At 32.4% G+C, this 15,440-nt stretch carries 15 protein-coding genes; 1 reads left to right on the top strand and 14 read right to left on the bottom strand.

Annotated features, from left to right (window positions below):
- Window positions 1-262 precede the first annotated feature (262 nt).
- From IEU88_RS04480 to ccpN, 11 genes are all read right to left on the bottom strand, one after another.
- Window positions 263-679 (bottom strand): Fur family transcriptional regulator, encoded by a 417-nt coding sequence (locus IEU88_RS04480; protein WP_096809484.1) that lies wholly within the window; start codon window positions 677-679, stop codon window positions 263-265.
- Window positions 666-1,529 (bottom strand): metal ABC transporter permease, encoded by an 864-nt coding sequence (locus IEU88_RS04475; RefSeq protein WP_096809481.1) that lies wholly within the window; start codon window positions 1,527-1,529, stop codon window positions 666-668. Before IEU88_RS04475 ends, IEU88_RS04480 begins: the two co-directional genes overlap by 14 nt.
- Window positions 1,526-2,299: a metal ABC transporter ATP-binding protein gene (locus tag IEU88_RS04470; RefSeq protein WP_096809479.1), complete on the bottom strand. Its 774-nt coding sequence runs from the start codon at window positions 2,297-2,299 to the stop codon at window positions 1,526-1,528. The genes IEU88_RS04475 and IEU88_RS04470 overlap by 4 nt, the downstream gene beginning before the upstream one ends.
- 153 nt (window positions 2,300-2,452) lie before the next feature.
- Window positions 2,453-3,343 (bottom strand): deoxyribonuclease IV, encoded by an 891-nt coding sequence (locus IEU88_RS04465; protein WP_096809476.1) that lies wholly within the window; start codon window positions 3,341-3,343, stop codon window positions 2,453-2,455.
- A gap of 20 nt (window positions 3,344-3,363) precedes the next feature.
- Window positions 3,364-4,695, bottom strand: coding sequence for a DEAD/DEAH box helicase (locus IEU88_RS04460; protein WP_096809474.1), 1,332 nt, complete (start codon window positions 4,693-4,695; stop codon window positions 3,364-3,366).
- A 275-nt stretch (window positions 4,696-4,970) separates the two neighbouring features.
- Complete coding sequence (locus IEU88_RS04455; protein WP_096809471.1) at window positions 4,971-6,074, bottom strand: Nif3-like dinuclear metal center hexameric protein; 1,104 nt, start codon at window positions 6,072-6,074, stop codon at window positions 4,971-4,973.
- Entirely contained in the window at window positions 6,075-6,752 is a 678-nt protein-coding gene (locus IEU88_RS04450) for a tRNA (adenine(22)-N(1))-methyltransferase (protein WP_103373676.1), read from the bottom strand.
- 66 nt (window positions 6,753-6,818) lie between these two features.
- Window positions 6,819-7,925, bottom strand: a complete 1,107-nt coding sequence (gene rpoD / locus IEU88_RS04445; protein ID WP_096809465.1) for an RNA polymerase sigma factor RpoD — start codon at window positions 7,923-7,925, stop codon at window positions 6,819-6,821.
- 136 nt (window positions 7,926-8,061) lie between these two features.
- The gene (dnaG, locus tag IEU88_RS04440) at window positions 8,062-9,846 is read right to left on the bottom strand and encodes a DNA primase (protein ID WP_103372997.1); all 1,785 of its coding nucleotides are present in this window, start codon (window positions 9,844-9,846) and stop codon (window positions 8,062-8,064) included.
- Between the two features lie 46 nt (window positions 9,847-9,892).
- Window positions 9,893-10,714, bottom strand: a complete 822-nt coding sequence (locus tag IEU88_RS04435) for a pyruvate, water dikinase regulatory protein (protein WP_103372996.1) — start codon at window positions 10,712-10,714, stop codon at window positions 9,893-9,895.
- A gap of 14 nt (window positions 10,715-10,728) precedes the next feature.
- Window positions 10,729-11,352, bottom strand: coding sequence for a transcriptional regulator CcpN (ccpN, locus tag IEU88_RS04430; protein ID WP_096809455.1), 624 nt, complete (start codon window positions 11,350-11,352; stop codon window positions 10,729-10,731).
- Between the two features lie 346 nt (window positions 11,353-11,698).
- On the opposite strand from ccpN, the gene IEU88_RS04425 reads away from it, so the two are divergent.
- Complete coding sequence (locus tag IEU88_RS04425; protein WP_096809453.1) at window positions 11,699-13,090, top strand: glycine--tRNA ligase; 1,392 nt, start codon at window positions 11,699-11,701, stop codon at window positions 13,088-13,090.
- A gap of 193 nt (window positions 13,091-13,283) precedes the next feature.
- On the opposite strand, the gene recO is transcribed toward IEU88_RS04425, so the two are convergent.
- The 3 genes from recO to cdd are packed head-to-tail and all read right to left on the bottom strand — an operon-like array spanning window position 13,284 to window position 15,367.
- A complete protein-coding gene (gene recO, locus IEU88_RS04420) occupies window positions 13,284-14,042 on the bottom strand; it encodes a DNA repair protein RecO (RefSeq protein WP_096809450.1) in 759 nt (252 codons plus the stop codon).
- A 21-nt stretch (window positions 14,043-14,063) separates the two neighbouring features.
- The gene (era, locus tag IEU88_RS04415; RefSeq protein ID WP_096809448.1) at window positions 14,064-14,963 is read right to left on the bottom strand and encodes a GTPase Era; all 900 of its coding nucleotides are present in this window, start codon (window positions 14,961-14,963) and stop codon (window positions 14,064-14,066) included.
- Window positions 14,963-15,367, bottom strand: coding sequence for a cytidine deaminase (gene cdd / locus IEU88_RS04410; RefSeq protein ID WP_103372995.1), 405 nt, complete (start codon window positions 15,365-15,367; stop codon window positions 14,963-14,965). Before cdd ends, era begins: the two co-directional genes overlap by 1 nt.
- Window positions 15,368-15,440 lie beyond the last annotated feature (73 nt).

Raw genomic sequence — 15,440 nt, 5'->3', positions numbered from 1 at the left:
CTTTAAATAAAGCATAACAACTAAAAATGATGACAACAATTAATATGCTTATATATTAATTCAAAAGTCATAAAATAATATTTGTTATCTTTAGTTACTTTATTAGTATATCTCAAATCACTGCAATTTAAACATCTTTGGCTAAGTATTTTAAAAATTCTAAGTAATTCATACTAATGACCTATGCTTAGAAGGAAGGTTTTTAGTAATAAGCGACATATTGTGCTATTTTACAAGCAAATCATTACAACTTTGTTTACAATTATTGCACGCGTTGGCAAGCTTCACATATGCCATAAACTTCTAATTTATGTCTGTGAATATCAACTTTTGGTAAAAAAGATTTAATTTGTTCAATAGGGCAAAAATCAATTACTTTTGTGTCACCGCATGATTCACAAATAAAATGATGATGATGGTGGTCCGTACACGCGATTCTAAATTTCATTTCCCCATCAAGCTCAGTTCCTTCTACAATACCTAAATCTTTAAACAGGTGTAAGTTACGGTATATAGTATCAAATGAGATACCCGGATAACTTTCATCTAATTTTTGTTGGATATGCTTTGCGTTAATGTATTTATCTTCATTTACAAAAATATTAATCATATCTCTTCTTTTATTCGTATATTTATGACCTTCTGTTTTTAGAATATTAATAGCTTCATCTGTCTTCATTATTAATAGCCCCTTTCACAGTTCTTACTTTAATTTTTTGATATAACATCATGATTGCTAATAAAAGTACAAGTAATACTACAATCACACCGCCAGGAGAAATATTCATATAAAAAGCTAAAACTAACCCAGCAATAACGGAAAATTCACCAATGACAACGCTCAGGGTGATTAATTGTTTAAACCCTTTTGTCATACGCATAGCTATAGCTATAGGAAGTGTAATCAATGCGCTCACTAATAATATACCCACAACTCTCATAGATGCAGATATGACTAATGCTACAATGATAATAAATAAAAATTGTATCCATTTTGGTATGCCAATAACTTTACTATATTCCTCATCAAAAGAAAGAATAAATAATTCTTTATAAAATAAAAGAATGAAAGCTAATACAATAACGACAATCACAATAATTGTTGATAAATCACTAACCGTTACGGCGCTTATTGAACCAAATAATAAACCTACAATTTCTTGGTTGAAACCATCAGCTAATGAAATGAATATTGCACTTAATGCTATACCTGCACTCATGATAATTGGTATCGCGATTTCTTGATAATTACTATACGAAGTTCTAAGGTTTTCGATTAACAGCGCACCTACGATTGCAAAGAGAATACCAAACCACATTGGATTTATGAACGCTAATGCTGGTGCAATCGTAACAACGAACATGCCAAAAGAAATGCCCCCAAGTGTAACGTGACTTAATGCGTCTGCAATTAAAGATAATCTTCGTACCACGATAAAAGCTCCGATTAATGGCGCAATAAATCCAATTAAAATACCACTAATAAAAGAGTAACGCATAAAATCAAAATTTAATAACGCCTCAATCATGATGAACAGCACTCCCTATTATGTTGATGGTCTACGAATTGGATGGGATGTCCATAAATTTTTGAAATTTCTACTTCATCTAATGATTTAAAATCTTCAGTCGTACCGTGGAAATGTAAATGTTTGTTTAAACAAGCTACTTCAGTAGCAGTATCTGCCACAACGCCTATATCGTGGGTAACTAAAATAATAGTCACACCTTCTTTTTTCAATGTTTCTAAAGTTTCATAAAATTCATTAACGTGTTTAGCGTCTATACCATTCGTTGGCTCATCTAATATGAGCACAGAAGGATTGCTAATTAACGCTCTGGCAATCAACACGCGCTGTTGTTGTCCACCAGATAATTCTGCAATATTTTTATGCATTAAATGGCTAATATTTAACCGATCTAATACTGCCTCAACCTGATTTTCATCCTTTTTGTTAAACCATTGAAATAATTTCTTACGCTTTGTAAGCCCACTCATGACGACTTCTTTAACGCTCGCAGGAAACCCTGCTTTAAATGCTTGTGCTTTTTGAGAAACATAACTGATTTTATATAAAGATTGCTTTCCATTATACACCTTACCGTCTACAAAAATTTGACCTTTTTGCAATGGTAATAAACCTAAAATTATTTTTAATAAGGTTGATTTACCTGCGCCGTTCGGTCCAACAATCGCTAAAAATTCACCTTTATTAATTTTTATGTTTATATTTTCCAAAACTTTCTTGTTATCAAAATAATAATCAATATTTTTTAATTCAAATACTGCAGTAGTCATCTTTTCACCTCGTTCTATACTATACAACTTGTGGACAATTATGTAAATAGTAATGTTTACGAATTAAAAAAAGAGCGAACTAGAAATCTAATTTTAAGTGATTTCACGTCTCGCTCTGTTAATGGCAATAATATTTAATAATTGGTTGAAATATTATTGCGTTAAAATTTTATCTTTTAAATTTTCATCGAATTTTTGTTGTTTAAGCATTTCGATTTCAAATTTATAAGGTGGTTTTTTATTCTTTTTATCTTCACCAACATACGGTGTTTCAAGTATTTTTGGTATATCTTTAAATGTGTCATGATGAACAATATAATTTAATGCATCAAAACCAATATAGCCAAAACCGATATTTTCATGTCTATCTTTGTGAGCGCCAATATCATTTTTACTATCGTTTACATGGACAACTTTAATTCTATCGACACCGACAATTTTATCAAATTCATTTAGTACACCATCAAAATCTTCTTTAACATTGTAACCAGCATCATGGGTATGACATGTGTCAAAGCAAACTGATAAACGTTCATTATGATTCACACCATCAATGATTTTAGCAATTTCTTCAAAGTTTCTACCAATTTCAGAACCTTTACCAGCCATCGTTTCAAGTGCAATTCTGACATTGTTATCATTTGTTAACACTTCGTTTAATCCTTCGATTATTTTTTTAATGCCGGCATCAGCGCCTTCTCCTACATGTGACCCTGGATGTAATACAATATCTTTAGCGCCGATAGCTTGTGTTCGTTCAATTTCACTTTGAAGAAATTCAACACCTAAATTAAATACATGTGGCTTCACTGTGTTAGCTATATTAATAATATAAGGTGCATGAACTACGATGTTTGAAAGCCCATATGTTTGCATTAATTCTTGACCTTGTTCAATATTCAATTCTTCTATAGGCTTTCGTCTTGTATTTTGCGGTGCACCCGTATAAATCATAAAAGTAGATTCACCAAATTTATGTGCCTCTTCTGCTGATCCTGCTAACATTTTTTTACCATTCATAGATACGTGAGATCCTAATAACATAGTTACCACCAATCCTTTATTTATTTTTTTCTGGCTTGACGATTTTGCTTTTTGCTAAATTTTTTACGTTCTTGACGTTTTAAATGTTCTAAATCACGTTGGAATTTTTTCTTATAACCAGGTTTAACCTTTTTCTTGTTTCTTTTTACTTTATATTTCAATTCATTAGTTAAATGATCATCTTTGTTTTTACGCGATTGGCGTGTATTGTGTGCTTTAATCGATTTTATTTCATCATTTTTAATATCAACGTTTTCGAAATGATAACCACGTTGCTCTATTAATGCTATGTTTTCTTCTTCTTCAGGACTATATAGTGTAATAGCAACCCCTTTATATTGGCCACGACCTGTACGGCCAACTCGATGTGTAAAGAAATCAATGTCGTTCGGTACATCAAAATTAATGACATGACTCACACCTTCAATATCTATACCACGGGAAGCTAAATCACTTGCAATCACATATTGAAATTCTAAGTTTCGGATACGTTTCATTTGTTGTTTACGTTCTCTAGGTGTTAAGCCACCATGTATCATACCTAATTTCAGTCCAGCAGTGTTTAATTGATCAGCAAGTTCATCAGCGCTATCGCGACTATTGCAAAATATAATACATAAATACGGATTTAAGATATCGATTAATTTAATTGTTTTTTCTATTTTTGCTTCACCTTTCGTAGGGATCAAATAGAATTCGATATTCTTTTTATTTTTTTGTGTGCTTTCAATTTCTACATAGTCAGGGTTTTCTAAATATTTATTTAAAAATGGATGCAGTGACTTAGGGATAGTAGCACTAAATACTGCTAAATGAGACCCGTCATCTAATCTTGTAGCAATGTGATCTACTTCGTCTATTAATCCTAAATCAATCATTAAGTCAGCTTCATCAACTACTAAATAAGATGCCAAATGGACATGCAAATCGCCATGTTTGGCTAAATCATTTATCCGTGTTGGCGTTCCGATAACAAGCTGTGGTTGATTTTTAGCACGTTGACGATCTTTCTCAATATCAGTACCACCTATAAAAAGTTTAACTGATACACCTTTTTTATATTCTGCTAAATGATTTGCAACATCAAAGAGTTGCTGTGCTAATTCTCGAGTTGGCGCTACAATAATAGCCTGAGGTTCTTTAATATCTATATTAATCAAGTGTACCAATGGTAATAAAAAGGCATGTGATTTGCCTGTGCCTGTCTGGGATTGTCCGATTAAATTGACTTGCTTTAATATTTTGGGAATAACGCGGTTTTGAACTTCTGTTGGTTGATTAAAGTTCAAATTTTGTACCGCCTCTATTAAAGTCGGTTCTAAATTAAACTTATCAAATGGGTGATTTGCCATGTTTTGGCCTCCTTAAATCTTCATCTTTTCTATTATAAAGCATTCTTTCTTAATTTTGAACTAAATATTTTAAGCAGACTGAACCGTGAGTAAAAACAAATAAATCTAATAGAGACCGAAACATAAATAATGTTTCGGTCTTGTATTTCATATTGGTAGTAGAAAACTAGAATGGTAAAGCGCTTGTGCCAAACTATTTTCACAAAAATATTAATATAAGGAAAATCAATTCGCCTACAATTTATACAAAAAATAATTTTTATATAAATGTTAAGCTAGAAATAATCAAAAGGGTCAGTGTTTAATTTAGATGGCTTAATTCCAAATGAAACGTGGCTAAATTTAAGCCAATCTTGCAATAATTGGCTTAAACCATCTTTCATTACATATTCACTATAATGATTAATATCTAATAAATTGATGCCGGCGATTTTTGCGTCTAGCGCATCATGGTGTTTAATATCTCCAGTAATAAATATATCTGCGCCTTGTTGTGCTGCATTGTATTCAAATCCAATTCCAGAACCGCCAATAATTGCAACTGTTTTAATTGTATCTTCTAAATTTCCAATAAATCTAACGCTAGGCATGGCTAACTTTGTTTTCACATGATTCACGAAATCACGGACGTTCATTTCTGTGTTAAGTTTACCCATCATTCCCAAACCATAATCTGCTTGCTTTTCTAATTTTATAAAATCAAAGACAGGTGTTTCATAAGGATGGTTTTCAATAATTAATTGCTCAGCAAGTACTCTTTGATGCGCTTCTATCATAAATTCTAATTTAAATTCATTAACTTCTTCAATTTTATCTATTGAACCGATATGTGGCTTAGCATCACCTGTGGGTTTAAATTGCCCGTTGCCTAGGCTTTCGAAGAAACAATATGCATAATTTCCTTCTTGAGCTAAACCAGCATCACTTAAAGTTTCTTTAAATGATTTAAGATTTGATTCAGGGATAAAAACTTGTACTTTATAGTAATTTAAAGTTTCTGGATTTAAAACACGTTGATGATTTAGTTGAAGTTTATCTGCTAACATTGCGTTAACCCCTTTGGAATAAACATCTAAATTGGTATGTAAGGCGATTAAATTAATATCATTTTTTATTAATTTACGTAATATAGCTCCATAACCATCTTGATCAATAATATTTTTTATTCCTTTAAAAATAAGGGGATGATGGCAGATAATCGTATTATAATTATGGTTGATTGCCTCATCTACAACTTCATCGGTACAATCTAACGCTGTTAAGATTCCAGTTATTTCAGAAAATTCATCACCAATTAGTAATCCTACGTTATCCCATGATTCTGCTGTTTTCAAGGGTGCGTTTTGATTTATAACTTGAAGTAACTTTTTAACATTCATTTACAACACCTCATTAATTAAGTTGATTTCATTGTTAATTTCTATTAATCGATTATTATGTTTATGATGATCGAGATGGCTTTTAATTTTATTAAGCGACGCGCATTCATGTTCCCATTTTTTGAAGAATAAGTCGGTCTTATTTTTCAAAAGTATTGGGCCGAATTTTATCTCTGACTCTGAAAGTTTCTGTTTAGTTTCAGAATAATCAGCAACAATAATTTCATAAATATGACCTTTTTCTTCTAAAATGGCTTCTTCCACAATTACATAATTCATGTGTATGAGCAAGCGCCTGATCGCACTTGACTGTATATTACTTTGTAAAATAAGTCTCGGGTGAGAGGTCAATTTTGCTTGTCCATTTTTAATGATTTTTGCTATTAAGGGGCCGCCCATGCCACAAATTGTAACACAATTAATCTGGTCGTTAGGGTTTAGCACTGATAAGCCATCACCAAGTCTAACATCGATGTAGGGACTTAATTTATGCTCTATGACATTTTTTACTGAAGCTTCAAATGGCCCCTTTATTACTTCTCCTGCAATTGCTTTTTTAACCAAATTATTTTCAAGAGCATAAATAGGTAGATAAGCGTGGTCTGAGCCGATATCTGCTAATGTTTCTCCTGTTATATAAGTACTCACTTTTTTTAATCTTTGATTTAATGTAACCATAAAAGCGCTCCTCTATATATATGTAAAAAGCTCTTTTGCACATCAAGGTACAAAAGAGCTGAAAAATTAATCCATAAAGTCTTTTAGACGTTTACTTCTACTTGGGTGTCTTAATTTTCTTAATGCTTTGGCTTCTATCTGACGAATTCGTTCTCTTGTAACACCAAAAACTTTACCTACTTCTTCTAAAGTACGCGTTCTACCATCATCAAGGCCAAAACGTAAACGTAATACATTTTCTTCTCTATCAGTTAATGTATCTAAAACGTCTTCCAATTGTTCTTTTAATAATTCGTAAGCAGCATGATCTGAAGGGCTTTGAGCTTCTTGATCTTCTATAAAATCACCTAAATGACTATCGTCTTCTTCGCCAATTGGGGTTTCTAATGAAACAGGCTCTTGAGCTATTTTTAATATTTCTCTTACTTTTTCAGGTGGTAAATCCATTTCTTCACCAATTTCTTCTGGTGCTGGATCACGTCCTAAATCTTGTAATAATTGTCTTTGGACACGAATTAATTTATTGATCGTTTCTACCATATGCACTGGAATACGAATCGTACGAGCTTGGTCAGCTATAGCACGTGTGATTGCTTGACGTATCCACCAAGTTGCGTAAGTTGAAAATTTAAATCCTTTATTGAAATCGAATTTTTCTACCGCTTTAATTAATCCCATATTACCTTCTTGGATTAAATCTAAGAAAAGCATGCCACGTCCAACATATCTTTTAGCTATACTTACAACTAGACGTAAGTTTGCTTCTGCCAATCTAGACTTAGCAACTTCATCACCTTGTTCAATTCTTTTAGCCAATTCAATTTCTTCTTGTGCGTTTAATAAATCAACGCGTCCAATTTCTTTAAGATACATACGTACAGGGTCATTAATTTTAACACCTGGAGGTGCACTTAAATCATTAGGGTTCAACTTCGAATCTTTATCTGAACTATCTTTCTCATTTACTAAACTGATATCATTATCAGTTAATTGGTCAAATAGTTCATCCATTTGATCAGAATCCATCTCGAAATTTTGTAATTTCTCTGCAATTTCTTCGTGGCTTAGATGCCCTTCTTTTTTACCTTTTTCAATTAATCGTTTTTTTACATCTTCTAAAGTTAGAGATGGGTCAATGGTTTGCTTTTTAAGTGTAACTTTATTTCCAGACATGAAAAGGCCTCCCGAATATAATATCAACTTAGCATCGTGATATTTTGATAGATGAACTTATTATTATCTACCCACTATCTATACAATTTATGCAAGTTGTTAAACCCAATAATATACAGATATATTCATTGTTAAGTTAATTCATTCTATTTTTATTATAGTCTACAATTTTTTCTAGGTAATATTTTTGCAACTCTAAATCACCTAATCTAGAAGCCTCCCGTAGCTTATGATTAAGCGATTCAATCGTTTCTTCGTTTCTATTTGTTATTAGCATGTTTAAATAATCATCGATTTCATGTTCGTAAGGTTCTTCATTTATCATATAATTATCCAATGATATAAATGCTTCTTTAATTTCATTATTATCGATATATTGTAAAACGTCACTAATATTGAACGTATCGTTCCCAGAATAAAACTCATGTAAAACATTAAATATACGCTTAAAATAATGATTTGTAAAGTCTTCTGAGTGAAGTAATTTATGATAATTTAAAAAAGTGTCTTTATCATTCATAAAATGTTTTAATAAAGCGCGCTCTGCTTTTTCTTGTTTATTTAAATTAGTGAATTGCGGGACACTAGGCGTTTGGTAAGACTGTGGTTGGTAATAATCTTGTCGTTGTCCTATTTCAATATTTAAACTATCCATGCTTACTTTAAACAATTCTGATACGTCTTGCAATATCTTTTTGCGTAAAATAGATGACTGCATCAAAGAAATGTCATGCGTAATTTCTTTTAAATATTTCTCGTAAGCTAAATCATTATTTTCTATTTCCTCTTGGTGCATATGCACTTTATATAGTATAAATGCTTTTTTTTCATGTTCGACGTAATAGTTAAAAGCATCGGCACCGTGTTTACCAATGTATTCATCTGGATCCATGTTTTTTGGTAATTGTACAACAAACACATTAAACCCTTGCTGTAACAAAATTTGACCGGATTTCAAAGTAGCTTCACTACCAGCAAAATCACCATCAAACATCAGCGTCACATTAGAGGTTAGTTTTTTCATAAACGCTATATGCTCTTGAGAAATCTGTGTTCCCATACTAGCCACTACTTGTTTTAAACCTGCGTAATCCGCTTTTATAACGTCCATAAACCCTTCTAGTAAAATAATTTCATCATTTTTTCGAATGGCTTTTCTAGCATGATCAACGTTGTATAGTAATCTTCTTTTTTGAAATATAGGTGTTTCTGGGCTATTAAGGTATTTAGGTTCTTGATCTGTATAAGTCCGACCAGAATAACCAACAGTTCGTCCTTGTGCATTTGTTAATGGAAACATAATTCTATCTCTAAACCGATCATAATAACTAAAGTTTTCTTCATTTCTTGAAAGTAAACCAGCTTCATAAGCTAACTGAATATCGTATCCTTTTTTCTGTAAAAAATCATGACAAAAGTGAGCATTGTTTGGGGCATACCCTATTTTTCGTCTATCTATGAGCTCATCAGTGAAACCACGCTCTTTTAAATAGGTTAAAGCCGCTTCACCCTCAACTGTTTTTTTTAATGCATAGTGATAATATTCTTGCATTAATTCATGCATTTCAATCATTTGTAAATCTTCTGAAGCAATTTGGTGATTTGCATTTTGACCAGCAGATTGCTGTGGCGTTTCAATTTCAATATTGACGCGTTCACCTAGTAACTTTACCGCTTCAGTAAAAGAAACATCTTTGATTTCTTGCGTGAATTGGAAAACATTCCCACCTTTTTTACAGCCAAAACAATGGCATATTTGTTTATCTTCAGAAACAGTAAATGAAGGTGTTTTTTCATCATGAAAAGGACACAAACCAATATAATTGCGCCCTCTTTTTTCTAATTTGACATATTCACTTACCAAGTCAAGTATATCCGTTTTATCTTTTATTTCATTAATCGTTGCTTGTTCAATTCGCAAAATTATCACCTATTAGACAGTAGTTATAACATTATATTAGTTTTGGCTAATTTAAGAAACTATTTTGCTCAATGATGCTTATAATATCGTTAGCAGTTTCTTCGATAGCTTTATCAGAAACATCTATGACTGGACAACCAATTTTTTCAACTAATTCATGAAAATAATTTAATTCTTCTTCAATTCTTTGTTCTGTTGCGTATCTCGCACTATCGCCTAGCCCGAGTTGCTTTAACCGTTCTTTACGAATGCGGTTTAACTTGTCTTCACTAATTTTTAAAGCGATACACTTTGAAGCATCAATATTAAATAAATCATCTGGAGGCGTCACTTCAGGGACAATTGGAATATTCATCACTTTATAACTTTTGTGAGCTAGATATTGTGATAATGGCGTTTTTGAAGTTCGAGATATACCTAATAGTACAATATCGGCTTTAGACAAACCTTTAGGATCTTTTCCGTCATCATATTTTACTGCAAATTCAATTGCATCAATTTTTTTAAAATAAGCCTCATCTAATTGATGAACAAGTCCTGGTTCAAAATAGGGTTGTTCATCTATTTTATCTAATAATATATTCATTAAAGGTCCCATAATATCAACCGATTTAATTTGAAATTCTTTAATTTTTGATTCCATATATTTCCTTATTTCTGGTTTAACTAGTGTATAAACCACTATCGCTTCAGTATCTTTAGCGACTGAAATGACTTCATCGACATTTTCTAAAGCTTCTATATATGGATATCTGTTAATTTCACTTTCACATTGATTTGGATTAAATTGTGAAATACAGGCTCTTGCTACTAGTTCAGCAGTTTCACCTACTGAATCAGAAGCAACAATAATTTTAATATTTTCCATTTAATTCATACCACCTATTCATTTAGTAAAGATACAAAAATTTTTGTGATCGTTGTTTTAGAGATACGTCCTTTCACTTCATACTTGCCGTTTTCTTTTTTAATAACAATTGGTAAGGAATCAATTTCTTTTTCAATCATCAAGTTTGCTGCGAATATCACTCGCTCGTCTTCAAGGACAAAACTTAAATTAGGCATGCGTGTCATGATAATATCTACAGGCATGGTATGTATATCTTTACCTATCATCGAAGCACGTAATAAATCTTTACGCGAACATACCCCCATAAAATCTCCGTTATCATTTATGACAAATAATGTACTAACATCTTCTAAGAAGATTGTGCAAATCGCATCGTAAACTGACATCTCGTTTTTTACTACTACAGGGTGTGACGCGTAATCTTTAACAATATATTGTTTTAATTGATCAGCGATTAATTTATTCTTGGGTTTTCCAGAATAGTAGTAGCCTACACGTGGGCGCGCTTCTAAAATGCCAGACATTGTAAGTATAGCCAAATCTGGTCTCAATGTTGCTCTAGTAAGACTTAGTTGTTCCGCTATATGTTCACCAGTAATAGGTCCATTATTTTTGACAATTTCAACGATTTGTTGTTGTCTTTTACTCAGTTCTATAAGACTTCACCCCTTCACTCATTACCTATAATTATACATTGAATCATAAATTGCTACAAATACATATATTTACTTGCTAATAATCAACCAATACATTAAAATTGTATTTAAAGCGAGTTAAGGTTGGTGAGAGCTTAACAAAATTATTGGCTACAATTTTAAATGACTTTCAAAAGCGAGTGCACACACTAATTTGGGTGGAACCGCGGGTTAATAATGATTTATTAAAAAAACACATATTACATATGTGATTAAAAATGATTAACTCGTCCCAAGACATTGATTAAGTTTTTTAAGCTTTTTCTTTGTCTTGGGGCGTTTTTATGTTAAAAGGAGTGTATTTTTTATGGCAAAAGATATGGAAACAATAGTACAGTTAGCAAAACACAGGGGGTTTGTATTCCCAGGTAGTGATATTTATGGTGGTTTATCAAATACATGGGATTACGGCCCATTAGGTGTTGAATTAAAAAATAATATTAAAAAAGCATGGTGGCAAAAATTTATTACGCAATCACCGTACAACGTTGGGATTGACGCCGCAATTCTTATGAATCCTAAAACTTGGGAAGCTTCTGGCCATTTAGGTAACTTTAACGATCCAATGATTGATAACAAAGACAGTAAAATTCGTTACCGTGCCGATAAAATCATTGAAGATTACATGGCTAATGAAAAAGGCGATGAAAATTTTGTAGCTGATGGTTTAAGTTTTGATGAAATGAAACGTATTATCGATGAAGAAGGCATCGTGTGTCCTGTAAGTGGAACTGCTAATTGGACAGATATTCGTCAATTTAATTTAATGTTTAAAACTTTCCAAGGCGTTACAGAAGATTCAACGAATGAAATTTTCTTACGTCCTGAAACTGCACAAGGTATTTTCGTAAATTACAAAAATGTACAACGTACGATGCGTAAAAAATTACCATTTGGTATTGGTCAAGTTGGTAAATCCTTCCGTAACGAAATTACGCCAGGTAACTTTATCTTTAGAACACGCGAATTTGAGCAGATGGAATTAGAATTTTTCTGTAAACCAGGTGAAGAAATCGAATGGCAAAATTACTGGAAAACTTTTGCTAGTCAATGGTTAAAAGATTTAAACTTAAGTGAAGAAGCAACACGTTTACGTGATCATGATGCAGACGAATTATCTCACTATTCAAATGCCACAACTGATATTGAATACCGTTTCCCATTTGGTTGGGGAGAACTCTGGGGTATTGCAAGCCGTACAGATTATGATTTGAAACAACATAGTGAGCATTCTGGTGAAGACTTCCAGTATCATGATCAAGAGACTGGTGAAAAATATTTACCATACTGTATCGAACCTTCGCTTGGCGCTGATCGTGTAACTCTAGCATTCCTTTGTGATGCTTATGCAGAAGAAGGTGTTGAAGGCAGTAAAGATTCAAGAACTGTATTACATTTCCACCCTGCGTTAGCACCTTATAAAGCGGCAGTATTACCTTTAAGCAAAAAACTATCAGGTGATGCAATTAAAATATTTGAACAATTAAGTGCAAACTTCTCAATTGATTTTGATGAGTCACAATCCATTGGTAAACGTTATCGTCGTCAAGACGAGATTGGTACACCGTATTGTATTACTTTTGACTTTGATTCATTAGAAGACCAACAAGTAACTGTACGTGATAGAGATACAATGGAACAAGTACGTATGCCAATTGCTGAATTAGAAAGTTTCTTAGCTGAAAAAGTTAAATTTTAATGCTTTACAATATAAACGCTAATTCACTCATTTTAGTTTAATTAGCAAAAAAGCCGAGACATACATAATGTCTCGGCTTTAAATATGGCATAGGACTGGATGAATCAAACTTACGTAGTCATTAATAGTATTTGCGTTGTCAGTACAGGATAGAAATCATTTAAAAAATGCTTTTTCTATCCTGTTTTTGTATTTAATTTGGGTTATCTAATCTTCGCAATTGGTTAATAAGCTTTTGACTTTTAAAATACATACCAGCATACTCACTATATAACATAATCATCAATTGTGACATCTCATCTACAATATCGTGATGAATTGTCAATGCATTCATTTTACTTATAGGTAATTTTTGTAAAATATCTAATAAGTAAAGTGTTTTATTAGAAAGTATTAAAGCGTTCGTGTCTTGATATTTTGCATGATTTGATATCGCGCCATCAAATTTAAAGCTATAGCCAATCAACTTAGATTGATCACGATCTCCAGTAATGACACATTGATTAAAAACTGCATTAAATCCAAATGTTGTCATACACTTGATAAGTACGACAACTGACATCAATTGCGCAGACACACCATCTTTAATTTTATCTAGTACAAAATGTAGTAGTTTATAGCTAAATTGAGATATTTCATCATTTTCAATTGAACGATCTATGGTTTCAGCACATAGACTAGCATAGCTACTTTCATAAATATCTAAGCGTAGATGATAATTTTGTTCAATAACATCCACAGAACTTAAAGTCCCCATACCTTTCCATTTAGAATAAATAAACAAGCCAAATACAAATAATTGTGTATTAGCTTGTAAACCACTCTTGCTTTTTTTTGCGCGACGTACCATTAGTGGGACTTTTGCACCGTATTCATTTAAAATTGTGATAATTTTATCGGATTCGCCATAATCAACTGTTTTTATAATGATACCTTTTTGTTTGATTAACACATTAGCTCACCGACTCCCGAATTAATCTTGATCTTCTAAATAACCCATTTGACGAATAAAATTAACTTTATTACGCCAATCTCTTTGAACTTTTACCCACAGTTCTAAATAAACTTTTGAACCTAGCAATCTTTCAATATCTTGACGTGCGCGTTTACCTACTTCTTTAAGTTTTTTGCCACCTTTACCTATGACAATACCTTTTTGTGAGTCACGTTCAACAAAAATAGTAGCTTCAATTCTTACTCGATCTTCATCTTCTTTAATCATGCGGTCAACATTTACTCCGATAGCATGCGGAATTTCTTCACTTGTAAGATGTAATATTTTCTCACGTATTAACTCACTTACTACAAATTGTTCAGGATGATCAGATATCTGATCATCTGGATAGTATTTAGGCCCAGCAGGTAAATAAGATTTAATTACGTCAATAAAATGTTCTACATTGAGACCTTCTAATGCTGAAATAGGCACGACTTCAGTGAAATCCATATGTTTTTTATACTTCTCAATTTTAGGCATGAGTTCATCTGGGTGTACTAAATCAATTTTATTTAATACTAAAAACACAGGGGTTTTAACTGTCTTCAACATTTCCATAATATATTCATCGCCACGGCCAATATCTTCATTGACGTTGACCATAAACATAATGGCATCAATTTCTGATAGTGTATTGGTAGCAACACGCATCATATAATCGCCTAATTTATGTTTCGGTTTGTGTATGCCAGGTGTGTCTAAGAAAATAATTTGCGCATCTTCTTGAGTCATAACACCTTGTATTTTATTTCTTGTCGTTTGTGCTTTATCAGACATGATTGCAATTTTATGTCCGATAACACGATTGACGAATGTAGACTTTCCTACATTGGGTCTACCTATTATTGTTACAAATCCTGATTTATGTTCTGTCATTAATTTAAATCCTTTCCAGAAAATCCTAATGGTAGTAAATCACTTACTGTTGATTGAATCATATCCTCTTTATGATTCGTCATATAAACTGGCATATCGTCATCACAAAGTTCCTTTAATACTTGCCTGCAGGCACCACAAGGGGAAGAAGGTTCATCAGCATCCACTGTTACCGTGATAGATTCAAAATCACCAGGACGATATCCATCTGCAATTGCCGCAACAAGACTTGATCTTTCTGCACAAATACCTAAAGGATAGGCAGCGTTCTCTACATTCCCACCGCGGTATGTTTTACCGTCTTTTGTAATCAAATATGCGCCAACTTTAAATTGACTGTATGGGGCATATGCATTCTTTTGTGCTTTTCTTACTTCAGTATAATAATGAGGTTGGTAAGCCATAGTTCATCTCTCCTATTCAAAGATTAATTTTTTTAATAGTTATTAAAACCATTTAAATTTAATGCTATCTTAG

This window comes from Staphylococcus nepalensis, from assembly GCF_014635045.1.
GTDB lineage: Bacteria > Bacillota > Bacilli > Staphylococcales > Staphylococcaceae > Staphylococcus > Staphylococcus nepalensis.
The sequence above is the reverse complement of the archived record's forward strand: the minus strand, read 5'-3'. Positions and strand labels throughout refer to the sequence as shown.